This is a genomic window from Blautia fusiformis, assembly GCF_020686995.1.
GTDB lineage: Bacteria > Bacillota > Clostridia > Lachnospirales > Lachnospiraceae > Blautia_A > Blautia_A fusiformis.
In genome coordinates this window covers 58,325-80,899 of record NZ_JAJEPT010000006.1, presented here as the reverse complement: position 1 = coordinate 80,899, position 22,575 = coordinate 58,325, and the positions used below count along the sequence as shown (strand labels likewise).

Genomic DNA, 22,575 nt, shown 5'->3' with positions numbered 1-22,575 from the left:
TTTTAAAAGATATATACAAACTGGAAGTTAGCGATTTCTTTTTCCGGTATTCTCTGTCCCACGGATTTCCTCATGATAGAAATAATCTACGATCACCGGATGTCCCTGCGGGACTCTGCCATAAGGCATTTCATTATCCACAAAGGCACAATCATACTTCTTAGCCATTTTCTCAGCTTTTACTTCAAGTGCTTCAAAGTAGTTGCGGTTATGCTTGTTATAGATCTCGTCGTAAAGTGGTACAAGATCAGGATATTTTCCGGCGATATAATTCATAATTGTCTTTTTGAAACCGCCTCGAAGATTGAGATTTTCGAGCCAGAACAGATCGCACTGATCCTTTACCCGCTCAAAGATTGCTTCAAAATCCGTGATACCGGGAAATACCGGGGATACGAAACAGACTGTACGGATACCTGCCTCATATACCTGCTTCATAGCAGCGATACGGTGCTCAATGCTCGAAGCAGAGTCCATATCGTTCTTAAAATTTTCATCTAGTGTGTTGATTGACCATGAAACGGTTACACGTCCAAGCTTCTTCAGTAAATCAATATCTCGTACCACAAGATCCGACTTTGTGCAGATCAGAATATCTGCGTCACTGCCGATCAGCTGCTCCAAAAGTTTTCTGGTATTCCCGAATTGCTCCTCCTGTGGATTGTAGCCATCTGTCACAGAACCGATGACCACCCGCTGTCCGGCATATTTCTTCGGATTTTTAATTTCCGTCCAATGCTTCACATCAAGGAAAGTGCCCCATTCCTCCTTGTGCCCGGTAAAGCGCTTCATAAAAGAAGCATAGCAATACTTGCAGGCATGTGTACAGCCCACATAGGGATTGACCGAGTAACCGCCTACCGGCAGACTAGACTTAGTCATGATGTTCTTTGTTTCCACCTCACGAATGAGGATTCCATTTATTACTTCTTCCATGATTTCTGTACCTCTAACACTTTATTAAATTCTTCCGGCATTTCCTGAATCATATTTTCATCCCCTATGATAGGGACAAGGTCTTCCTTCATAAACACCGGAATGCCAAGCTTATGTGCCTGGTCCGCCAGAGACCATGCCCATTCCGGCTCCGTATGAATCTTCCTGCTCTGAGCTCCGGTCATGGTGCCCACAACGATCCAATTGATTCCGGAAAGGTCAACTGTGCCGAGATCGTCGAATAACGGCTCAAAGGTAACATGGTAATGTTTTGCTCTGACGTTTTTCCGAAGGGCGTCGATACGCCACAGTTCTGCTTTCCTCGTCACCGTAACGCCAAACCATGCGTTTTCCAAATCGGTATCAAAATCCAGCAAATCAGGTCGCTTGGTAAGGAACAGGAACTGATGCTGTGGATTTTCACGGATCTTTGCAAATACCTCGTCTCTCCATTCCGGCTTCCATCCGGAGAGATCGCTCATCCCGGTAAGAAGAAAGTTCTGCGGACGTTTCTTTTCCATCATCTTGAGCTTACCCGGAAAGAATTCAGGGTCAGCGAAGTCATCAATCATATGCCAGCGTTTCACGTTGTTGCGGGCATAGCAATATGTACACCCCACTGTGCAGCCAATGACGATATTCATGTTCTGAATCTGATCTTTGATACAAATACTCATGACTTCTGCCACTCCTCAAGATTCTTTCTGATGCGGTCGAGACATTTCTCAAACCGGGTAATTTCTTCCTCTGAAAAACCTTTGTAGTAAATACTGCCCATCTCATCAGATACAGAATCGTACTCGCCCTTTAAGGCATGTGCTTTCTCAGTCAGAAACAGGAGTGTTTTCCTTTTGTCCGTTTCAGACTGAACACGGCTTATCAGCCCTTGATTTTCCATTCTTTCCAGCATCGTAGTAAGAGATGTTATCGCTAATCCGCATTTAGTCGAGAGTGACCTGATTGAGATACCATCCTCCTGCCACAGCACATAAAGAATACGTCCCTGGGCTCCATTAAACGCATCAATATTCTTTTCACTGAGAATCTTCTCAAAAATCCGGTCTCCAAGCTGTTTTATTTTTGTGACAAGAAATCCTCCATTCATTTCCATGCAAAATCTCCTATATAGTAGTTTATTAAAAACATACTATATAGGAGCTTTATTGTCAAGAGTTTATATGTCTTAATAGGTAAATTCCATTTTTTCAATTCTCCAAACTGGAATTTGACTTGCCTATTTTCTTAAAATCTCATGTGGAGCTTCTATTTCATTTGCCAAGGTATGCTCTGTTAACTCTGACATTCCATTGTGCATTGTTGATTTCAAAACATTGGAAATTTACTCACTACATGATTACTGGAGATCATATTTTGTCCGAGATTATTATGTAGAAATGGATTTTGATGATAATATAGTAAGAACAGAAGTATTTTATTTGCCAGAACGTCAATAACAAATATGGGAAAGAGATGGTACTACATGGGAATAATTAAATATTTTAGAAAAAAGTACTGGGAAGCAGCCATTTTCAGAGGTGGGCGACGTATACCATTTACCTGTGATGGATTAACAGCTGTTCCTGATAGCGCCTATGCATTGTTTACTGAAAAAGAGTTAGAAAAAATTTACGAAGAAAGAGATATTTTTCATGAGCGGCTAATGCATATGATTGATTCTTTTTAATCACATGTACATCAGAGTTTTATATATTACTTATGATATTGTGCCGGCTTTGTCGCTTTGTATCAGCCGAATGAATACAAGAAAAGGAGCTGTCGGGAAATAGACAGCTCCTTCAAAGAAAATCTGCAGGATACCTTTCTTCTTTCCTTCTGTAAGTTCATTCCACCCACACTTTTCTCTGGATCTTTTCACCTGTTCACTTGTAAGCCCAGATTTCTTGCCATTCACCCTTTCAAGAACCTCTTCTACCGTCTGCTGATAAATTTCCTTCATCACTTCCGCCTCATCGTTTCTAAGTATTTACTACCTGAATTTCTTATGCAATGAAAGACCTCTTTGAAAAAAATATAAAAAAAAGACCTTCATTGCATAATAAAAAATGCAATAAAAGTCTCACCATTTCCTTATGATACCGGATGCTTCCACCGTACTGACAACATCACAAACGCAATTTGTTAAGCGCAGGTTACTCCCCTTTATTGGATAAAATCATATACCCAAAGTAACATGATTGTCAAGATACTTTATCATTACTTTTTCATTTTATGTTATACTTTTTACATCGTTAACACTATTAAAATAAATTCTCCGGAGGTGAATCAAATGGATCATACGAATAATTCCTGTTGTTGTGGTGAAGCGGAACATTTTTCCGGATGTCTGATTTGTGGTGCTCCTATTACGTATCGTGCTGAAAGCTCTATTCAGACGTGTAGTATCTGCCATAAAGAGCAATTAACCAATGCGGTCTGTGAAAATAGTCACTTTATCTGTGATGCCTGTCACAGCTATGGCACATATGCTCCGGTAATCGCAGCGCTCAGAGACAGTACCGAAAAAGATGCTTTGCTTCTTCTGGAAAAAATTATGGATCTTCCATCTGTACATATGCATGGACCAGAGCATCATGCAATTGTTCCGTGCGTTCTTCTGACAGCGTTTCGCAATAATGGAGAACATATGGATTACGATGCTGCACTATCTGAAATCTGTAAAAGAGCGAAGCAGGTTCCGGGCGGTACCTGTGGTTACTGGGGTGTCTGTGGAGCTGCTGCCGGAGCCGGTATTTTCATGTCCGTTATGACTGGATCCAGTCCACTTCACAAAGATGCATGGCCGTTTCCTCAAAAACTTGTTTCCATTATTTTATCCAGACTGGCAGATGTTGGTGGACCTCGCTGCTGCAAACGTACCAGCAGAATTGCCATTGAAGAAGCCGTTCATTTTTACAGTCAGTTTTGTTCTGTAAACATTCCGTTGTCTTCTATAACGTGTAAATACTGCGAAGATAATCGCGAATGTATCCAGGAAGATTGTCCATACTATCCCGAATAACAGGCAAGGCAGTGATTCCATGATACCACGAAATCACTGCCTTGTAACTCGTTTGCCAGGATACAGCGCCCCATCTTCCCACTTTGCTTTTTTGCAGTTCCATGAACGAATATCCTTCTCTTCCAAAACACTCCTGATTCGTTCTTCTCCATTGTCCGATGTAAAAAGCGCTGTAATTTCCTTTTTTCCATCTACAATTTTCACACAATAATCTACCAGTTCCGGAATCTCAAACAGTAATTCATCCATCTCTCTGATACTTCCCAATGGATCCATCCGCTTTACAAAGTCCAGGCGTTTTATTTCACTTCCACAGAGGCATCTTCCTGGAATGATCCTTGACCAGTCACCGGTTCGATATCGAATCAACGGCTGTGCTTCCATTCCAATGGTTGTAATCACCAGTTCTCCCCATTTACCGTCCGGCAGCACATTTCCGTTCTCATCTATAATCTCTGTAATACAATGGTTTTCCCGCATATGCATGCCCTCATGCGCCGTGCAGCAAATGGCACCTCCAAGCCCCATCTCTCTAGAACCATAGTGCGGCCAAAGTCGTGTTTGCAGAATTTCTTCGATTGCTTTCATGACAGTTTTCGGACAGGCATCTCCGGATACCAGTGCTCTTTTTATACTGCCTTTTCCGCACATTCGAAGCATGGAAAGCAATGCCGTCGGCATTCCCACATACGTATCCGGCTGCTCCTCTTCCAGAATCCTGTTCAGTTCGCCATAAGTTCTTCCTGTCCCGGTTGAAAGAGGTTTTGCTCCCAGACGTCTGATTGCCTCCGCGATCAGTTCTCCTAATCCAAAAGGACCTGAAAATGGCATAGCCACCATCGTTATACTTCCAGGATAAATAAATTCACCCAGACCTGCCATAAAAAGTTCTATGGTGTGTTCACAGTCTCCCTCTGTATAGAATACACGTTTACCGGCACCGGTAGTTCCGCTTGTCTGTTCTGATATCACTTTCTGGACTTCCCCCTGGGAGCAAAGCAGCATCCTGCCTCCATCTCGTGCCAGATCTGTTTCTGTCGTAAAAGGAAGGCTTCTCAAATCTATCAGGCTTTCCAGTCTTTCCGGCAAATCTCGGTAAAAACCCTCTCGTTCTTTCTCTCTCTTCAGTACAATATTTAATTTCTCCAGCTGTATTCTGTGTATTTCATCTCTTGTAATCTCTGTAATACCTTCCTGCTTACAGATCATTGCATCTATATTCGATCGTTTCACTTTCTGTATAAATATATTCCTTTCGAATTCGTCAGATTATATGCACAAAACGGCACCATTCCATAATCAGAATCCACCTCGCAGATATAACATCTTTTCAGACGTTCAAGATCCAGATTCCATGCATCCTGAAAAATCATCCCTGATACTGCAAAAGTTTCATTATGAACCCGGATCAGGAATTCATCCAGCGCATCTGTCTGTGTCATTTCTCCATCATCAAATTTTTTTGTGCTATAGCTCCACTGATTTTCCACATACTGTCTGGAATTATCGCTGGTAGTACAACAACATCCTCTGCCTGATTTCTTTTCCAAAAGTTTCAGTTCCCTCTCACCTTTTTTCAGATAACTTGCATGAAAAGAACAGTATGGATTCTCTGCTCCACCACCGGCGAAATCCTTGCTTTTCATAAGCCCGTCAGTCTGTTCCTCGATCAGCTTCAACATCTTTGGTATGGTAATCGGAGCTTGTGGACGCTGCTGAGAACATCTGCCAAAATAGCTGATCGGCTGGAAATGTACTCCTCTTACAAATGGCATATGATCCATCGCAAACTTCAGAATATCTCCAACCTGCATGTCATTTACTCCTGGCGCAATGACAGGTACCAGGGCAATTCCCAGTTCCGCTTCCGAACAGTTTAACACAGCCTTTTCTTTCAGTTCTATCATAGAGCGTCCGCGCAATGTCTGATACACATCATCTGTGACACCGTCAAACTGAAGAAATACTGTATTCAGTCCTGCTTTTTTTAGTTTTCTGGCATATCCTGCTTCCTGCGCAAGACGGATTCCATTGGTATTCAATTGAAAAAATGTAAACCCTTTTTCTCTACCCATATGTATGATCTCCGGAAGATCCTCCCGCATGGTTGGTTCTCCACCTGAGAGCTGAATATTGAATGGTCCTCCATGATCCATCAGAAAATCATATTGCTTTTCTATTTCATCAATTGAAAGATCACCGTTTTCCAGACATTCTCCTGCCGAAGCAAAGCAGACCGGGCAGTGTATATTGCAGCGCTTTGTCACTTCCAGTATCATACAACAGCCTTTTCGTTCGTGCTCCTCACAGAGTCCACAATTATCCGGGCAGGATTTCTCTTTGATTTTGGGATTTACCGGAGTCTCCGCAGACAGGTTTTCTCTTCCCCAGGAAAGATACTCTGCTGCCGTTCCTTCCCAGATCAGTGTCTGAAACTTTCCGTGGATATCACATTCTTTCACCAGATAAATGCCATCTTCACCGATACATTTTTTAGCCGTAAGTACTTTCATACATATCGGGCATACACTTTTTGTTTTACCCAGCGTAATCATAGTTCCAATATTCCCCGTTCTGTCAGTATTTCTATCACTTTCGTATAAGTATCTGCAATCAGCGCAGGACATTGCTCCATAATCACTCCCCAATCCAAATTAGAAGTGATATCCTTACAATAAAAAGCACCAAATTCTTCTTCGGTCTTCTTATGGAACCACTGATATAATTCCTGCACAGCCGGTTTCATCTGTATATCTTCTTTCTCCTGCGGAGCCAGATTGCCAAGGAACAAACCTATCGCACAGGCTCCTCCTGTCAGGCAGCCACAGGTATCTCCACAGTAACCGATCCCACCGCCAAGACCTCCCAGAGCCTTTACAAGCTGTGGATTTTCCTCACCTATGGCTTCCAGTGTCATAATCATAACCATTTGTGAGCAATGATAACCCATACTGCTAAGTTCTATGATTCTTTCATAAAGATCCATGTGCTACTCCTTTCTGCCAACCAACATGGTATAGCGCAGCTTCTTTCCTTTATATTCTTTCTGCAGAAGCTTATACTCTTCGCAGCAGAACGAATCATTCCAGATTGCTTCCAGATAATATTCCCGCCAAAGTAACGTCTGATCCTCCTGCCGGAGAATGGTAAATCCTGTCTGTTCTGCCATTTTCAAAAGATTTCCGGTATCCAGATCTGACAATAAAAGAAAACCTCCCTTTTTCAAAACGCGCCAGCATTCAGATAGTGCATTTTTCTGATCTCTGCTAACAAAAAATGCACACTGGCTGATGCAAAGATCTATACTGTCTGATGAATACTGCAAATGCAGAAAATCGCCAATTTCCACATCACTGCCCCGTGGGAAAAGATCCACGCCATGTGCTTCCAGCCCAAATGATTTCAGGATTCGAACCGTGTCTCCTTCTCCTGCTCCAAGATCCAGTGCTTTCATTTCTTTTTTCCATTCTATGTTCTCCAGAAGATGAAGCGTCTGCGCTTCCCCTCCCGGATGCCTGTTCATCTATTTATCCTCCAGTGCACGCTCCACCGCGAGCACTTTTCCAAGTGCGAGTTCTTCCGGAACATACACAAACCCACACTTTGGACAGACAGGCATTTCCACAGGAAACCCATTTTCCAGATACATAAATTTTGCTTTTCCTTTTACAAGAGGAACCTTACATTTCATGCAGGTCAGCTTTCCTTCCGGATCAATCGTATAATATGTTCTTTCTACTGCCATTACTGTCCCACCCTTTTCATAATATTCATTCGATGACTGTATGCTCTGTGTACCAGATATCCGTCTTCTGTTTCCACAAACCGCACCCAGAATGTGACATTTCCCAGTCTGCTTCTTGTCACCAGTTCTTTTGTTTCTTCATCCAGGATTGCTTCCTGATTTTCTCTGTAATCTGATAACACACGTTCCACATCACTTTTCAGTATCATGCGCTCATCCATCATATGGATTGCCTCTTCTGTATAGGCAACAGTATAGTCTTTTTTCTCCATGATCGGTTCCTCATTCCAGATGTTTTTTAAAAGTGTCTGTTTCAATATGAGCCTGTTGTAGCGTTTCTCACTGATATCAGGCATGTTGCTGGCATTTGCACCATACAGAAGTTCCATGATATGTCTGGATTCTCTTCCCTCTCTGGCAAATCGGTCTCTGCATGCCATGCAGTATGTAATATATGGTGCATCGGAACGTTCCAGACACTTTTCTGTCATTTTCGCTGCCATATCTTTATTGGCATATGCCGTCAGACCTCCATATCCACAACATGGAGACAAATCTCTGGAATATTCTGTATCTTCAACGATACATCCCATATCCGACAAAAGTTGTCGTATCATATCTTGTGTCTGTGCATCCCCTCTGGCACCACAGGCATCATGTATGGCAACCGGTATCTCCAGTCCTTTCGCCTGCTGTGGAAGTCCGATTTCTCTCAAAATTTCCCAGATTCCTATAACATGTGCTCCAATACTTTCTTTTAGCTGCTTCATGCAGCTTGGACAGCCTGCAATGATGATCGGATCACCAAGCTTGGCCAGTTCCTGTTTCAGCTGCTCATTTACTTTTTCTGTCATTTCATAGCGGCCCGCCCATTCGCTGATTGCACCACAGCATCCCAGCATCAGAGCAACACCTCTATCTACCCGATTACTTAAATCTTCGTATGCCTGCATAACCACATCCGGCGCTATCGCCCCTGCCTGACAGCCCGGGAAAAATACATATCTGCAAGTTTCATATCCCGGCTGGGGTCTGCTTAAAAAAGCCTCTGAATTTGAAAATAACATGTCCATCAGTGCAAATTCATGTGGCGCCAGCGGCATCTTATCTGTGGATACCATATTTTCTCTTGCTGACTTACACACCTGACTCATATCAAATCCATTCGGACAGATCACCGTACACTGTCCACAGAGGGCACAGGCATTCATCGGTTTGTTCATCGGATGATCTCCCATGATAATCTGAGTATTATTATAGATCTCACGGGCTAATAAACCCGGATGTTTTTGATATTCACTTAAATACACACAGCCTTTCATGCATTCGTCACAATGACACTGAATACATCGTTTTGCTTCTTCTACAGCTTCTTCTTTTGAATACCCATCCTGACCACAGAAAATCTTATTCGATCCATGGATTCCTTCCATGTTCGTATAAAGCTTGGTAGTCACTGCTCCTTCACTGCCTCTGTTGCTGTGCGGCGATAAATTCTGTACCAGAAGATCCACTGTCAAAGCTGCCCGCTTTGCGGCAAAAGCCGCATCCATCACAGATTCCGCAGGTCCGCTGACAATCTTTGCCTGTTCTCTTAACATAATCTCGACATCTGCTGCTTCTTCCGGAGCTAACATTTTTGCCACTTCTTCTGATGCGCATACCACATCTGCCAGTTCCATTTTTTCTCTGATAAACGAAAGATTCAAACTGCATCCAAATTCAAAAGAAAGATCCATAGATTTCAGACGTTTCGCTTCATTGCTGCGGTCTGATTCCAAAAGATGTCCGGCTGCCGCTGCAATATAGCTTTCATAATCTTCTTCCTTACAATAAATCGTCGTAGGATACATTTTCTTTTCCAGTTCCCCCGCAAGAAACAGTGGAAATAATCCAGAACCAAAGATTGCTGCCTTTTTCTTCTTTCTCATGCGGAATACACTGCTTCTTCTTCCCGGTTCTCCATACCGGACAATCGCACGTTCTACTTCTCGTATGGAGACACCATCACCAAGTTCACAAAGCTTGCAATTATCTTCGCAAGGTGCCGTACATCCATCACAGAGAATCATTGGAAATGGTGTAATTTTCTCATAAATTGCCAACGCTTTCTTAAAATTTCCTTTTGCAGCATAATACAGCATCTCTTTTGTATCCATTTTGAAAGGACAGGCTGCAACACAGTAGGCCGGCTGTTCATGGACGCAGAGACTGATCATATGATCCATCTCTTCTTTTGACATTCGATTTACATGATAAACGTGAGTAGAACCTCTCTCCTGTATGTATGTCATAACCTGATACTCCTTTCGTCTGTAAAGGGGAGGCAGTTTCCCGTCTCCCCTGATTATATCACAGTTGGCAGCTTTTACTCCAACCACATTATGAATTAAGCTTATTTCTCAAGTTCTTTTAATGCTGCAAGAACCCTTTCCGGACGGGCAGGGATACGTGTAATACGTGCACCTGTCGCATTAAAGATTGCATTCAGGATTGCAGGATGTGGAGCATCCAGTGGAGCCTCACCACAACCAGCCGCACCGTAAGGACCACTTGGACGATATGTTTCATTGAAGTGAAGTTCAATATCATCCGGAGCATCCTTTGGATATGGAATACCACAATTCTTCAAAGTGGTGTCATGGTTCAAATCTTCAAAATCTTCCGAAAGAGCAAGACCGATACCCTGTACAAGACCACCATAGAAATTACCTTCTACAAGAAGTCTGTTCATGATCGTACCTACGTCAGCTACGCAAGTAAATTTCTCAACGGTAACTTTACCTGTTTCTATATTAACAGCAACTTCCGGCAGGAAGATAGTATACATATAAGTTGCAAATGGATCGCCCTGTGCGGTATCCTGATCGATCGGATGATCTGCACAGAATGTAGTTACCCAGTTACCTTCATATTTTGTTGCAAGCCCTTCTGCTACCATCTCATCATAAGTACGGAATGTTCCGTCTTCTTTCTTCATTGCTGCTACAAGATTTTCTGCAGCCAGACGACATGCATTACCTGACATAACCTGTGAGCGTGATCCTCCTGCAGGTCCTGCATTCGGACATGTCTTCGTATCATTCATAACCAGTTTAATCTGTTCCGGTCTGATTCCTGCCTGACGCAGTGTTTCATGAGATGATACAAGAACACCCATATCAGCCCCCTGTCCATGATCTTCCCATGCAGCATACATCGTAACGGTTCCATCCGGATTTAATTCTGCAAATGCATTTGATGTATCAACACCATCAAGACCACAACCGTATACTCCAAGAGATACACCGATACCATATTTCATCTTTCCGTCAGAAGCTGCATTCTTTTCGGCAACACGTTTTTTCGCCGCTTCATACAATGGACGTGCTTTCTTAAACAAATCTTCCTCACAATATACCTCCGGTGGATAACCTGTCGGGATGGTAGTGCCCTCTGATTCTTTATAGCAGTTCATTTCACGGATATCAAACGGATCGATTCCCATCTTAGCTGCCAGCACGTCAATCGCAATCTCAGATCCCATATAAGACTGTGGTGAACCATAAGCACGGAATGCGGAGCCCCATGCATGGTTTGTAAATACGGTTGTTGATTTATTACGAATAGAATTAATTCCATAACCTGCGCCTGTAAACTGAGAAAGTCTCATGGTAAGCAGATCGCCAAATTCTGAATATGGACCGTGATCTACATAGTTGTTACCCCAAAGTGCTAAGAGTTTACCATTTTCATCTGCTGCAAGCTTAATATTCATAAATGCAGGAGATCTCTTTCCTGTATAAGTAATGTTCTGGAACTGATTAAATACCAGCGATACCGGACGTTCCAGAATCTTAACAGCTGCACCAATCAGAGCCTCATTTGTCGGTGAGAACTTGTAACCAAATGTTCCGCCTGCATGGTTCTGAACAAGTCTTAAGTTTTCCATTGGTACACCGATACCATCTGCGATCATAGGCATATGAAGATGTATACCGATAGATTTGGAATGCACTGTTATCATACCGTCTTCATCAATATATCCATAACCACAGTCCGGCTCAAGGTGAAGATGAGGCTGGCGTGAACAGTAGGACTCGATCTCAACCTGCTGTGAATCCGGAATGCTGTCCCAGTCAAAGTCCGGTCCCTTGATACAGTTTGTCTCAAAAAATGCGTTTGGAGTACCAGGATGGATCTCTGCTGCATCCGGTGCGATTGCATCCATTGCGTTCATATATGCAGGAAGTTCTTCGATCTCCACCTTAACTGCATCTGCTGCTGCACGTGCATGCTCTTCTGTGTCGGCAGCTACGATCGCAATCGCATCACCAAACTGAAAGATCTTTTCGTCGCAGAGTACAGGACGCTCAAATCCGTCTGTCTTATTGTGTTTCGGAAGCATTACAAGACCATTGATCTTGTTGGTTCCGCCTGCTGCCTTAATGTCCTTCGCTGTAATAACACGAACAACTCCCGGCATACTCTCTGCTTCTGTTGTATCGATACTGAGAATATTTGCGTGAGAAACCTTGGCCTGTGTAAGTGCAAGACGAAGAGTTCCCTCCGGCATCTTTAATGCATCATCTGCACCGAAATCCCAGGTACCTGTTACCTTCTGTGCTGCTGATGGACGGATATAGTTTGTACCGACAATAGAATCACCTGTCTGCTTGAATACGAGGTCTTCTTTGGTCATCTCGCCACGCATAACTGCTGCTGCCGCCATGGTCGCATCGATAAGCGGCTTGTAACCTGTACAACGACAGAGATTACGCTGCTTGTTAAACCAGTCCCTCACTTCTTCACGGGTAGGGCTCGGATTATTATCGAGAAGAACCTTTGCTGAAATAATAAAACCTGGTGAACAGAAACCACACTGTGCACATCCATATGCCATCCATGCAACCTGTATCGGATGCATATCAGAAATTGTTCCCACACCCTCGATTGTTGTGATCTCTGCATTGTCCGGAACACGGCTCATCTTGTAAATACAGGATCTTGTAACTTTTCCGTTCATAATAACATTACATGCTCCGCAATGACCTTCTCCACAACCGATCTTACATCCTGTAAGAAGAAGATGCTCACGAAGTACCTGAGCCAGTGTCTCATCCTTATCAAGAATAAGGATTCGCTCCACACCATTGATCTTCAATGTCTTTTTAATCATGTTTCATTCCTCCTTTAAAAAATACACGTTCCGATGTTACAAATCTTCTGACTTATGTGTTCCGCATGGATCATGATCGGCTCCCTTACCCGTCAGATCTTTAAGTCTTTCCATTCCTCTGACAGAATAGAAAACAATGGAAGAGCTGCTTCCGTCCAGATTCTCACCGCTGAGTTTTAAAACATTCGCATTCTCATAATAATCAATCGGAAGTGTCCGACTGTATTGCTCTCCTGTGCGCTCATCTTTTACCTGTATCGTAACTTCTTTTGCGGTAATTTCAAAAATCTTATCCATGGAAACGTTCTCCTGTTTACATTATTTTGTATAATTTCATGTTATCATAATTTTGTACAGTTTTACAAATTGTAAATAATTATTAGTTGGCTATTTTCGTCCTTTTTTATATTGTTTTTATTACTTTATTTAAAAATTTTACTATTTATCCTCACTTTTCATGCTATAATAATGTCAAATTTGTACAATGTTATTTTTAGGAGGTATCTATGATGCAGACAGGTGCTCTCATCGTAGCTGCAGGGAAATCGTCACGAATGGGAGACTTCAAGCCCATGCTTCAGCTTGGATCCATTTCCATCGCGCAGCGTGTGATTAATAACTTCCGGCAGGCCGGAATCTCTAAAATAGTAGTGGTAACCGGATACAATGCGGATGCTCTAGAACGCCACCTTGCTTCCAATCATGTTATTTTTCTTCGAAATGAGGACTATGAAACTACTCATATGTTTGATTCTGTCAGGATTGGACTGGAATATTTAAAAGACAAAGTGGATACGGTACTCTTTACACCTGTAGATGTTCCACTATTCACAGCACATACCGTTACACAAATGCTTTCTCTTGGACAGCCTCTTGTCACTCCGGTCTGTAACGGAACTCCAGGTCATCCGATCCTGATTCGTTCCTCATTAATTGAGTCCATTTTAAGCAATGATGGAAACACTGGTCTGAAGGGTGCTGTAGAACATTGTGGAACTCCCATGTATTGTTTAAATGTAGAAGATCCTGGAATCATTCATGATGCGGATACACCAGAGGATTATGCAGAACTTCTTCGTGCACACAATCAAAGTCTGATCCGTTCAGAGATTCAGATTCAGCTGGCACGGGAAAAGGTCTTCTTTGATGAACAGCTCTATTCGCTGCTTACACTGATTCATGAAACAGGATCTGTTCGTGATGCCTGCGAACGCATGCACATTTCCTACTCCACCAGCTGGAATCTGATCCATACATTAGAATCTCAGCTTCATGAACCGCTGATTATTCGAAGTCAGGGCGGTGTAAAGGGCAGTCACAGTGAGCTGACACCATACGGAGAAGAATTTTTGAAGCGATATGCCCGTTTTTCAGAGGAAACACGTACCTGTTCCGAAGCAATATTTGAAAAGTGTTTCAGAGGATTTTTCAATGCGTAATCTTTATCTTATTCGACACGGAAAACCACAATATCCAGATGAACATTCTTACTGTATCGGTCAGACTGATTTTTCTTTATCTATGCTTGGACATCTGCAGTCAGTCCTTCTTCACGGAGAACTGGATGATAAAATAACTGCTGTTTACTGCAGTCCTTTGTCAAGAGCTATGGAAACGGCTGCACATATCACACCTGATCTTCCACATATCACTATCTCAGATTTAACAGAACGAAATCTGGGAGAATGGGATGGTCTTTCATTTGATGAGATACGCAAAAGATGGCCGGACATATATGAAGCACGTGGAATGAATCCTGATTACCCGATTCCAGGAGCAGAAACTCCTTTCGCATCTGGCATGCGTTTTTCGCAGGCAATTTATGAGATTCTTCGTTCTTCTGAGGGTGATATTGCGATTGTTGCTCATACAGATGTAATTTCTTCTTATCTGTATTTGCTTGATTCAAAACAGCATGCCAGACAGTATTTTCGTCTTCCATGTGGTTCCTATTATCATCTGAACACAGACGATAACGATCATGTTGTCTTATCCGATTTGACTTACCTGCTGCCTCATCCTGACTTGCATGACGAACTATGCCGGATGCTTCGCGATTCGGTGTCTCTTCCTCATCATGTACAAGCGCACAGTGATGCAGTGACTGAATTGGCTTGCCATTTCTGCGATCTGCTGGAATCTCATGGTTACTTTTTTAATAAAAAACTGATTCGCTCCGGAGCACTCCTTCACGATATTGCCAGACTTCAAAAACATCACACCAAAACAGGTGGTGATCTTTTCTTACAATTAGGCTATACTGAAATCAGTCAGATTATTTCACAACATCATGGTTTACAGAAGACACTTCTGAATGAAGCGGCTATCGTCTTTTTATCAGATAAACTAATTCAGGAAACCGAACGTGTAACCATCGAAAAACGATTTGCGGAAAGTCTGTGTAAATGTAACAGTCCCGAAGCTTTGAAATCTCATGAACGACAGCTTAAACAGGCTCTTGATCTGCAAAATATGATACAGACCATCTGTCACATGACGATATGACTTATAGAAAATTACAGGAGGTGTTTTATATATGAGAACTTTATTTCAGATCATACAACAAGAATTTCAAAAAGGAAACGACCTTGTGCTTGCATCCATCGTTGCTTCCTCAGGATCAACGCCAAGAGGTGCCGGTTCCCGTATGTTGGTTGGAAAAAAAGGCCGAATTGCCGGAACCATAGGCGGAGGTTCTGTCGAATATCGTGCAGAGCTTATGGCACTTGATATTCTTGAAAAGAAAGAATCCTGTGAACATGAATTCCGGTTGAATCGCAAAGATGTTGAAAATATCGGTATGATTTGTGGTGGTGATGTTACCGCATTTTTCCAGTATCTGGATCATAATGACCCTATTATTATGGAACTTGCCGTAACTGCTGAGACATTATATAAAGAACGAAAAGATTTCTGGCTGATCTGTGATCTTCATGTTACATCCGGTATGAGTCTTTACAGTGCATCCTATGGATTGACTGGAAATGCTGATGTTCCTTCTTCCATCTTATCTTCCTTATCTGCAAGACCATGCCGTCATCGCAATGAAACCTGTGACCTGTTTACAGAACAAATCGGTACATCCGGAACTGTCTATGTATTTGGAGGCGGGCATGTTTCACAAAAGCTGGTACCAATACTTGCAAGTGTTGACTTTCACTGCATCGTTCTGGATGACCGTCCGGAATTTACAGATCCTGCTCTTTTCCCGGATGCAGCGGAGACAATCCTTTGCGATTTTGATCATCTGGATCAGAGCATTTCTATCACAGATGCTGATTATTGCTGTGTCATGACACGAGGTCATGCCTATGATACGATTGTGCAGGCACAACTTCTTGCCACACCTGCATGCTATATCGGCGTCATTGGAAGTCTCGCCAAAAGAGCTGGTGTATTTCATCGTCTCGTAGAAGAGTATGGAATCGATGAGCGAGAATTAGACCGTATTATCACGCCTGTGGGACTTAATATTAAAGCAGAAACACCTGCTGAAATCGCAATATCTATCACAGGACAAATGATTCAGGTTCGAGCTGAAAGAAAGGCTGCTATGAAATGATGACAAAACATGTCTACAAAACTATTATATTCGGTGCCGGACAGATTGGGCAGATGACTGCCCGACTTCTTGGAAATTCCTATCAGATCATGTGCTTTGCCGATAATGATCCGCGCAAACATGGACAATTTATTGGTAATATCCCAATCTGTTCTCCATCAAAGGCCGCTGCTCTTCTTCCTGATCTGATTATTCTTGGTGTATTGGATGAAGAGCGGCGTGGTTCTATGATGCAGCAGATGGAGCACTTGGGCTATCACGGTTCATTTTGTGATCCTTCTGCACTTCGCATGTTCGATGCACGGGTTGCGGTTATGCGCCTTTTAGCCGAACAGATGCATCAACAAAATATCCCTGGAGATGTGGCAGAACTTGGTGTTTTCCAGGGTGATTTTTCTTGCCTGATCAGTACGGCCTTTCCGGATCGAAAAATACATCTTTTTGATACTTTTGAAGGCTTTTCAGAAAAAGATATTGCCGTAGAAACCTCCAGGCATCTGTCTCGCGCTAAAACAGGTGACTTTTCTTCTACAGATGTAGATTCTGTTCTTCGCATCATGCCTGATCCATCACATGTGATCATCTATAAAGGATGGTTTCCGGATACTTTTTCCGATATTACCGATGAAACTTTCTGTTTCGTATCATTAGATGCAGATCTCTATGCTCCAACTGCTGCTGCATTACCTCTGTTTTATGAACGTCTGTCTATCGGCGGAGTTCTCCTGATCCATGACGTATACAGTACCCAGTTTTCCGGATGTAACAAAGCTGTAGACGAATTCTGCCTGAAACACCACCTGTTTGCAGATCCTGTATGCGATCTGCATGGAAGTGCTATTATCCGAAAAATCATTTAAAACCTAATTGGAAGCCTTTCATAATCCTATACGCCTTCTGTATTATACTATTTTACGAGATACCCTTCAGTCTTTAAATATGTATCAGAATCGTTAATATTCTGAAAATATCCCTCATTGGATTCCGTATAACAAACAAAAATTCCTACAGTATTTAAAAATCTATAGTTTAACGGATTCCTTTATGAAAATATCAGCAATTTCGCATTCCGTGCAGACTTTCTTATAGATTTCCGGATCATTGATATTCTGAAAATAGTTTTCCGGTGCACTGGTATGGTATAGGGAATATCCCACTGTATTTAAAAAACGATACACCGATGATCTTCCTGATTCCAGAAAATCTGTGATCTCTTTATAAAGTCTGGCATCATATACCGCTATCAGCGATTCTTCTTTTCCATTATGACACAGCATAGTCACCGGTTGGTCGGCTTTTTCCATTGCGAACTTCAACAGATTTTGAAGTTCTTCCACAGGTACCAGCGGCGTATCTACCCCCAGCACCAGGCATTTTTCTGTCTTTGCCCTTCGAAAACAGCTCTCCAGACCGCCAAGTGGACCCTGACCGGAAATTCGATCCGGCACAATCTCTTCCCCACACTGTGTTCCACGATATCCAGAAATTAAGATCTGTTTTGCTCCCAACTGACATCCTTTTCCGATCTGTATCTCCAAAAATGTCTGTCCATCTAAAAGCAGATCTGACTTCTCCCTTCCCATATGGCTGCTGGCACCACCTGCCAGGACTACCAGCATAAAATCTGATGGCAATTGCTGTTCTGCCAACTGACCGTTTTCTAATTCAGATATATCAGTCTGCATTTTCCGATTATTTTCTGGCACAGTTCGTTGCCTCCCCGGTCAGGATCTGTAATCCATGTTCCAGCGCTGGAATAATATATTCCAGACTTTCTCTGACTGCTTTCGGGCTTCCCGGCAGATTCACGATCAGTGTTCCTTTTCGAATACCTGCTGCTGCACGACTGAGCATAGCTCTTGGTGTAATCGTCATACTATATGCTCTCATTGCTTCCGGAATCCCCGGCACTTCACGTTCTATAATATCCTTTGTTGCCTCCGGCATACAGTCTCTCGGCGAAAATCCGGTTCCACCCGTAGTTACAATCAGCTCTGCTATTCCCTCATCTGCTATACGAGCCATCTCATCTGCCAGCATCTTTCTGTCATCCGGCAAAAGAATGGTATGCACCACTTCGTAATCGTTCGCTTCCAAAATTTCCTGGATTACCGAACCACTTTTATCTTCTCTCTCTCCTGCATATCCGGAATCACTGGATGTGATAATCGCAGCTTTCATAATTCCTTATCCTCCTATCTGGGACATTAATTTACATTCATCTGTCTCAATCTCTTCCGATGTAAAATGATGACTGACCGGTTTTTCCCATATTACTTTCTGTATTGCCTCTGTCAGTTCATCATCTGTGCATCCTGAACGCATCAAATTCTTCAAATCCGTTCCAGTCTGATATTGCAGACAGGCTTTTAAAAATCCTTCTGCTGTCATACGCACACGATTACACTGGTCGCAAAACTTATGCGTCATCGCACTGATAAATCCTATTTTACCCTGAAATTCTTCTATTTTATAATAATGACACGGTCCATTCCCATATCGTTCTTTTATTGGAGTCATTCTTCCATATGCTTTCTCTAATATTTCGCATATTTCACTTTCTCCCCGAAACTGAAAATCCTTTCCATATCCAATCGGCATCATTTCAATGAAACGAACATGAATCGGATATTGCTTTGCAAGTCTCGCTATCGATACCAGATTTTCCTGCTCTTCCACTACCGGCACACAATTAATCTTCAATCCAATCTGCGGATACTGTAATGCCGCCTGGATTCCCTCCAGCACCCGATCCAGACTTTCTCTCCTGGTTACCTTTGCAAACTCTGCTGCATTTAAAGTATCCAGACTGATATTTATATCATCAAGCCCCGCTTCTGCCAGATCTGCTATCTGTTCTTCGAGCAATACACCATTGGTCGTTAATGTCACTTTTTCGATGCCAGGAAGTTCTTTTAACATTCGAACCAGTGTGGCACAATTCTTTCTAATTAACGGTTCTCCTCCGGTCAGTTTGATCTTACGTATACCTAAACCAGTCATACATCTGCTGATTCTGGTAATCTCATCATAAGTCAGAATTTCTTCATGCGGGATCTGCACAACTCCATTTTCCGGCATACAATAGACGCACCTGAGATTACATCGATCTGTAATGGATATCCGCAGATAGTCAATCTCTCTTCCAAATCTATCCTTCATACTATTCTTTCGGGTTTCGATATAACCCGCTTTTTCCTCCGCTTTTTTCTACCAGATGAATGTCCGTCAGCTCCATGGACTTGTCAATTGCCTTACACATGTCATAAATTGTCAAAAGTGCCACATTCACACCAGTAAGCGCCTCCATCTCCACACCGGTCTGACCTTCCGTTTTGGCTGTACAGATTGCCGTAATTTCAAGATTTTCTTCATCCAGTTCAAAATCTACCGAACACTTCTAAATCATCAGCGGATGACACATCGGAATCAGATGAGATGTCTGTTTTACCGCCATAATGCCAGCCACTCTTGCTATTCCAAGTACATCTCCTTTTTTCACAGTCCCCTGTTTCACTGCATCCATCACAGCCTGACAGGCACAAATCTTGCCTTTTGCTACTGCTGTTCTGGATGTCGGTATCTTTCCGGACACATCCACCATAACAGCGTTACCCTTCTGATCAAAATGATTCAGCTTATTCTCCATCTGCCTCACCTGCTGCCTTCTCTATCACAATTTCATCGCCTTCTGTCAATACGCCACCATGAAGTACTCTGGTAAAGATACCTTCTCTTGGCATAATACAGTCACCCATAATTTTATAAATCTCACATCCACTATGACATTTTTTCCCGATCTGTGTCACTTCTAATAATACCTCTCCGCTGCGAAGTCTGGTGCCAACCGGCAATGCCTTCAGATCGTATCCACTTACAATCAGGTTTTCTCCAAATGCTCCGTCTTCGATCGGTGCTCCCTTTGCCTTGAATTCTTCTATTTTTTCATAAGAAAGAAGACTCACCTGGCGATGCCACTTGCCGGCATGGGCGTCCTTCTCGATTCCAAATTCTTCCATCAGTCTGGCACTATGTACATTCTTTTTCTGTGTACCTTTCTTCTCACTGATATTTACCGCCATAATCTTTCCCATTTTATTTCCTCCTTCATCCCTCAATTCACTCTTTCGAAATAAAGAGATGTCTGTTATACTAAATCTAGTATAACACATAGTAAACATGATAAAAGAATTGTTTTTTCAATTGGAGAAATTATGTATATTAACGAACAATAACAAAATCTGTCTCTGCTAGAGACAAAAACATATCAATATATCGGAAGAAATGGAGAATCCCGTACGGAACAAGAAGAAGTATTGAACGAACATATGATGGATGTCTATATAAATGATCATCTGACTATGAAACTTGTTTGCCTGCCCCAGCATCTGACTGAACTGGTTCTTGGAAGATTGCTGACAGAACAAATCATCACGTTTTCCATATTCACAGATGTAGATCATATCTATATCTGTGAATATGGAAAACGTGCAAAAGTCTATTTAAAAAATTCGGCACGCAGCACACAATCCTCATCGGATGCCTTTGTAGAAGTAACTCCTACCTGCTGTACCGGCAATCATATTTTAAATGATTACTTTGTTACATCCAAAGAGCCGCAGTCACTTACACCGATTTTCTGGAAACCAGAATGGATCTTTCATATGGCGGATGCCTTTGCGGATGGTTCTCCTCTCCATGGCATTACCTTTGCCACACATAGCTGCATTCTCGCTCAAAAAGATCACATTCTGTTTTCCTGCGAAGATATCGGACGGCACAATGCTTTGGATAAAGTGATCGGCTACGCTCTGCGGCACAATATTGACCTGCATCAATGTATGGTATATTCCAGCGGCAGAATACCAACTGATATGACTTTAAAGGTCATCCATGCAGGGATTCCAATTCTCTCCAGCAAGGCTTCTCCTACTTCTGAAGCAATTGATCTTGCAAAAAAATATCACCTGACCCTGATCTGTGCAACCAGAAGGGATCGAATGAAAGTATTTACGAAATAATGTTTGACAACCGCATATTAAACCACCGGAACTGGATATTGAAAGCTTTTTCGCATTTTTCACGAAAGAATCACCGTATCATAGATTACCTCAACCTTGATACGGTGATTCTTTCATTTATTTTAATAACATCACATCTTTTTCATCTATCCCAATCCATATCTTATTTCCAGAAATATGCTTTTGGTACTGCTGCCATTGTTCTTTCGTCACATCTACGCGAATCCTGGCTTCTTCTTTCGTAGATACGATCAAGATATACGAAAACACGTCCTCAATCACTCTTTCCACTTTACATGGAAATACGTTTTTCGTTGTGCCATCTGCTTCCGGTAGTACCGGATATATAAAGTGACTTCGCACTCCTACACTGCTGGCGTCTTCTTTTCCTGTGGTATCACACTGCAATGTAATTCCCCAGTCCAGAGCCATGACTTCGCCTGCTGCTGTCATAGCCTGCGGGCGATCCTCTATGGCTGCCACTTCCACCAGTTCTGCACCAAATTCTTTCATGCGAACCGCCAGAAGTCCCTGATTACAATCATAAATCTTCCCCGGAATCAATCTTTTTCCGGGTGCCATTACTTCATCTCCGATAGTCAGAACAGCTGCTCTTACCCGACGATAAACCTTCACTTTTATGACTCCCATACTGGCCAGTATACCTGCTTCAATAAATCCGATTTTGTCACCCTTTTTCAAAAGAACCGTTCCATTTTTAAAATTCTCTCCCTGATAACAGTAATTCTGCCACTGTCCGGTCGGACGGAAGATTCTGACAGTCTCTTCTCCATAATCTGTATCCTCCTGACGGACACAGCAGTCACAGCCTTTCGGAATAGCTGCGCCTGTCATAATCCGAACCGCCTGCCCCCTTTTCCACTGTGACTCTGGAATACTGCCCCGCATCAATCTCTTCCAATACCGTCAACTGTACCGGATGACTTTCTGATGCATCCGTTATATCCTCCGCTTTGCAGGCATAACCATCCACAGGTGATCTGTCAAACGGCGGGTTATCAAATCCTGCAATCATATCCTTTGCCAACACTCTTCCACATGCCTGCAAAAGTGGTACAGTTTCCGTTTCCTCTATTACTTTTGTATGTTCCAGCAGTGCTTCCAGTGCCTACT

General features: G+C 42.6%; 25 protein-coding genes and 2 pseudogenes. 7 read left to right on the top strand and 20 right to left on the bottom strand.

Going from position 1 to position 22,575, the window contains the following annotated elements:
* Nucleotides 1-27: 27 nt before the first annotated feature.
* The 4 genes and pseudogenes from LKD46_RS07105 to LKD46_RS16755 all read right to left on the bottom strand — a co-directional run.
* Nucleotides 28-936, bottom strand: a complete 909-nt coding sequence (locus LKD46_RS07105) for a radical SAM mobile pair protein B (RefSeq protein WP_021650118.1) — start codon at nucleotides 934-936, stop codon at nucleotides 28-30.
* Nucleotides 924-1,613, bottom strand: coding sequence for a radical SAM mobile pair protein A (locus tag LKD46_RS07100; RefSeq protein ID WP_110104282.1), 690 nt, complete (start codon nucleotides 1,611-1,613; stop codon nucleotides 924-926). The genes LKD46_RS07105 and LKD46_RS07100 overlap by 13 nt, the downstream gene beginning before the upstream one ends.
* Nucleotides 1,610-2,047, bottom strand: coding sequence for a radical SAM mobile pair system MarR family transcriptional regulator (locus tag LKD46_RS07095; RefSeq protein ID WP_005608550.1), 438 nt, complete (start codon nucleotides 2,045-2,047; stop codon nucleotides 1,610-1,612). The genes LKD46_RS07100 and LKD46_RS07095 overlap by 4 nt, the downstream gene beginning before the upstream one ends.
* 123 nt (nucleotides 2,048-2,170) lie before the next feature.
* A pseudogene (locus tag LKD46_RS16755) lies at nucleotides 2,171-2,239 on the bottom strand (LPS biosynthesis protein); the annotation flags it as partial.
* A gap of 177 nt (nucleotides 2,240-2,416) precedes the next feature.
* Here LKD46_RS16755 and LKD46_RS07090 point away from each other — a divergent pair.
* The gene (locus LKD46_RS07090) at nucleotides 2,417-2,620 is read left to right on the top strand and encodes a hypothetical protein (RefSeq protein ID WP_044960377.1); all 204 of its coding nucleotides are present in this window, start codon (nucleotides 2,417-2,419) and stop codon (nucleotides 2,618-2,620) included.
* Nucleotides 2,621-2,650: 30 nt separating this feature from the next.
* Here LKD46_RS07090 and LKD46_RS07085 read toward each other — a convergent pair whose 3' ends face one another.
* Nucleotides 2,651-2,893 carry a cation-transporting P-type ATPase gene (locus tag LKD46_RS07085; protein WP_015526489.1) on the bottom strand — a complete coding sequence of 81 codons (243 nt, stop codon included), beginning with the start codon at nucleotides 2,891-2,893 and terminating at the stop codon, nucleotides 2,651-2,653.
* 330 nt (nucleotides 2,894-3,223) lie between these two features.
* On the opposite strand from LKD46_RS07085, the gene LKD46_RS07080 reads away from it, so the two are divergent.
* Nucleotides 3,224-3,955 (top strand): DUF5714 domain-containing protein, encoded by a 732-nt coding sequence (locus LKD46_RS07080; RefSeq protein WP_059086549.1) that lies wholly within the window; start codon nucleotides 3,224-3,226, stop codon nucleotides 3,953-3,955.
* Nucleotides 3,956-3,988: 33 nt separating this feature from the next.
* Here the strand turns inward: LKD46_RS07080 and LKD46_RS07075 are convergent, their stop codons facing one another.
* The 8 genes from LKD46_RS07075 to LKD46_RS07040 form a co-directional block, all read right to left on the bottom strand.
* Nucleotides 3,989-5,164: a DVU_1553 family AMP-dependent CoA ligase gene (locus LKD46_RS07075; protein ID WP_015526491.1), complete on the bottom strand. Its 1,176-nt coding sequence runs from the start codon at nucleotides 5,162-5,164 to the stop codon at nucleotides 3,989-3,991.
* A gap of 20 nt (nucleotides 5,165-5,184) precedes the next feature.
* Nucleotides 5,185-6,510 (bottom strand): radical SAM (seleno)protein TrsS, encoded by a 1,326-nt coding sequence (gene trsS / locus LKD46_RS07070; protein ID WP_110103578.1) that lies wholly within the window; start codon nucleotides 6,508-6,510, stop codon nucleotides 5,185-5,187.
* On the bottom strand, nucleotides 6,507-6,941 hold the full coding sequence (locus tag LKD46_RS07065) for a DVU_1555 family C-GCAxxG-C-C protein (RefSeq protein ID WP_021650124.1): 435 nt from the start codon (nucleotides 6,939-6,941) through the stop codon (nucleotides 6,507-6,509). Before LKD46_RS07065 ends, trsS begins: the two co-directional genes overlap by 4 nt.
* A gap of 3 nt (nucleotides 6,942-6,944) precedes the next feature.
* Nucleotides 6,945-7,478 carry a class I SAM-dependent methyltransferase gene (locus tag LKD46_RS07060; protein WP_110103577.1) on the bottom strand — a complete coding sequence of 178 codons (534 nt, stop codon included), beginning with the start codon at nucleotides 7,476-7,478 and terminating at the stop codon, nucleotides 6,945-6,947.
* Entirely contained in the window at nucleotides 7,479-7,700 is a 222-nt protein-coding gene (locus tag LKD46_RS07055; protein WP_005427475.1) for a DVU_1557 family redox protein, read from the bottom strand.
* Complete coding sequence (locus LKD46_RS07050) at nucleotides 7,700-9,994, bottom strand: pyridine nucleotide-disulfide oxidoreductase/dicluster-binding protein (RefSeq protein ID WP_110103576.1); 2,295 nt, start codon at nucleotides 9,992-9,994, stop codon at nucleotides 7,700-7,702. The genes LKD46_RS07055 and LKD46_RS07050 overlap by 1 nt, the downstream gene beginning before the upstream one ends.
* 101 nt (nucleotides 9,995-10,095) lie before the next feature.
* Complete coding sequence (locus LKD46_RS07045; protein ID WP_110103575.1) at nucleotides 10,096-12,858, bottom strand: molybdopterin-dependent aldehyde oxidoreductase; 2,763 nt, start codon at nucleotides 12,856-12,858, stop codon at nucleotides 10,096-10,098.
* Nucleotides 12,859-12,894: 36 nt separating this feature from the next.
* Nucleotides 12,895-13,155 carry a hypothetical protein gene (locus LKD46_RS07040; protein ID WP_015526497.1) on the bottom strand — a complete coding sequence of 87 codons (261 nt, stop codon included), beginning with the start codon at nucleotides 13,153-13,155 and terminating at the stop codon, nucleotides 12,895-12,897.
* 209 nt (nucleotides 13,156-13,364) lie between these two features.
* On the opposite strand from LKD46_RS07040, the gene LKD46_RS07035 reads away from it, so the two are divergent.
* The 4 genes from LKD46_RS07035 to LKD46_RS07020 are packed head-to-tail and all read left to right on the top strand — an operon-like array spanning nucleotide 13,365 to nucleotide 17,280.
* Nucleotides 13,365-14,297 (top strand): NTP transferase domain-containing protein, encoded by a 933-nt coding sequence (locus tag LKD46_RS07035; RefSeq protein ID WP_227573955.1) that lies wholly within the window; start codon nucleotides 13,365-13,367, stop codon nucleotides 14,295-14,297.
* Entirely contained in the window at nucleotides 14,290-15,363 is a 1,074-nt protein-coding gene (locus LKD46_RS07030; RefSeq protein WP_110103573.1) for a histidine phosphatase family protein, read from the top strand. The genes LKD46_RS07035 and LKD46_RS07030 overlap by 8 nt, the downstream gene beginning before the upstream one ends.
* 31 nt (nucleotides 15,364-15,394) lie before the next feature.
* On the top strand, nucleotides 15,395-16,420 hold the full coding sequence (locus tag LKD46_RS07025) for an XdhC family protein (protein WP_110103572.1): 1,026 nt from the start codon (nucleotides 15,395-15,397) through the stop codon (nucleotides 16,418-16,420).
* Entirely contained in the window at nucleotides 16,417-17,280 is an 864-nt protein-coding gene (locus LKD46_RS07020; RefSeq protein WP_227573954.1) for a TylF/MycF/NovP-related O-methyltransferase, read from the top strand. Before LKD46_RS07025 ends, LKD46_RS07020 begins: the two co-directional genes overlap by 4 nt.
* A gap of 162 nt (nucleotides 17,281-17,442) precedes the next feature.
* Here the strand turns inward: LKD46_RS07020 and mobA are convergent, their stop codons facing one another.
* From mobA to LKD46_RS06995, 5 genes and pseudogenes are all read right to left on the bottom strand, one after another.
* Nucleotides 17,443-18,126: a molybdenum cofactor guanylyltransferase gene (gene mobA / locus LKD46_RS07015; protein WP_110103570.1), complete on the bottom strand. Its 684-nt coding sequence runs from the start codon at nucleotides 18,124-18,126 to the stop codon at nucleotides 17,443-17,445.
* Nucleotides 18,113-18,601 carry a MogA/MoaB family molybdenum cofactor biosynthesis protein gene (locus LKD46_RS07010; RefSeq protein WP_021976150.1) on the bottom strand — a complete coding sequence of 163 codons (489 nt, stop codon included), beginning with the start codon at nucleotides 18,599-18,601 and terminating at the stop codon, nucleotides 18,113-18,115. Before LKD46_RS07010 ends, mobA begins: the two co-directional genes overlap by 14 nt.
* A 6-nt stretch (nucleotides 18,602-18,607) precedes the next feature.
* The gene (gene moaA, locus LKD46_RS07005) at nucleotides 18,608-19,582 is read right to left on the bottom strand and encodes a GTP 3',8-cyclase MoaA (RefSeq protein ID WP_044960389.1); all 975 of its coding nucleotides are present in this window, start codon (nucleotides 19,580-19,582) and stop codon (nucleotides 18,608-18,610) included.
* A gap of 1 nt (nucleotide 19,583) precedes the next feature.
* Nucleotides 19,584-20,069: pseudogene (moaC, locus tag LKD46_RS07000) on the bottom strand (cyclic pyranopterin monophosphate synthase MoaC).
* On the bottom strand, nucleotides 20,059-20,514 hold the full coding sequence (locus tag LKD46_RS06995) for an MOSC domain-containing protein (protein ID WP_015526506.1): 456 nt from the start codon (nucleotides 20,512-20,514) through the stop codon (nucleotides 20,059-20,061). The pseudogene moaC and the gene LKD46_RS06995 overlap by 11 nt, the downstream one beginning before the upstream one ends.
* Nucleotides 20,515-20,736: 222 nt before the next feature.
* Between LKD46_RS06995 and LKD46_RS06990 the strand changes: the two genes are divergently transcribed.
* Nucleotides 20,737-21,441: a formate dehydrogenase accessory sulfurtransferase FdhD gene (locus LKD46_RS06990; protein WP_227573953.1), complete on the top strand. Its 705-nt coding sequence runs from the start codon at nucleotides 20,737-20,739 to the stop codon at nucleotides 21,439-21,441.
* A gap of 117 nt (nucleotides 21,442-21,558) precedes the next feature.
* Here the strand turns inward: LKD46_RS06990 and LKD46_RS06985 are convergent, their stop codons facing one another.
* Entirely contained in the window at nucleotides 21,559-22,296 is a 738-nt protein-coding gene (locus LKD46_RS06985) for a molybdopterin-binding protein (protein ID WP_059086544.1), read from the bottom strand.
* Nucleotides 22,265-22,558 carry a hypothetical protein gene (locus LKD46_RS16535; RefSeq protein ID WP_287082736.1) on the bottom strand — a complete coding sequence of 98 codons (294 nt, stop codon included), beginning with the start codon at nucleotides 22,556-22,558 and terminating at the stop codon, nucleotides 22,265-22,267. The genes LKD46_RS06985 and LKD46_RS16535 overlap by 32 nt, the downstream gene beginning before the upstream one ends.
* Between the last annotated feature and the right edge of the window lie 17 nt (nucleotides 22,559-22,575).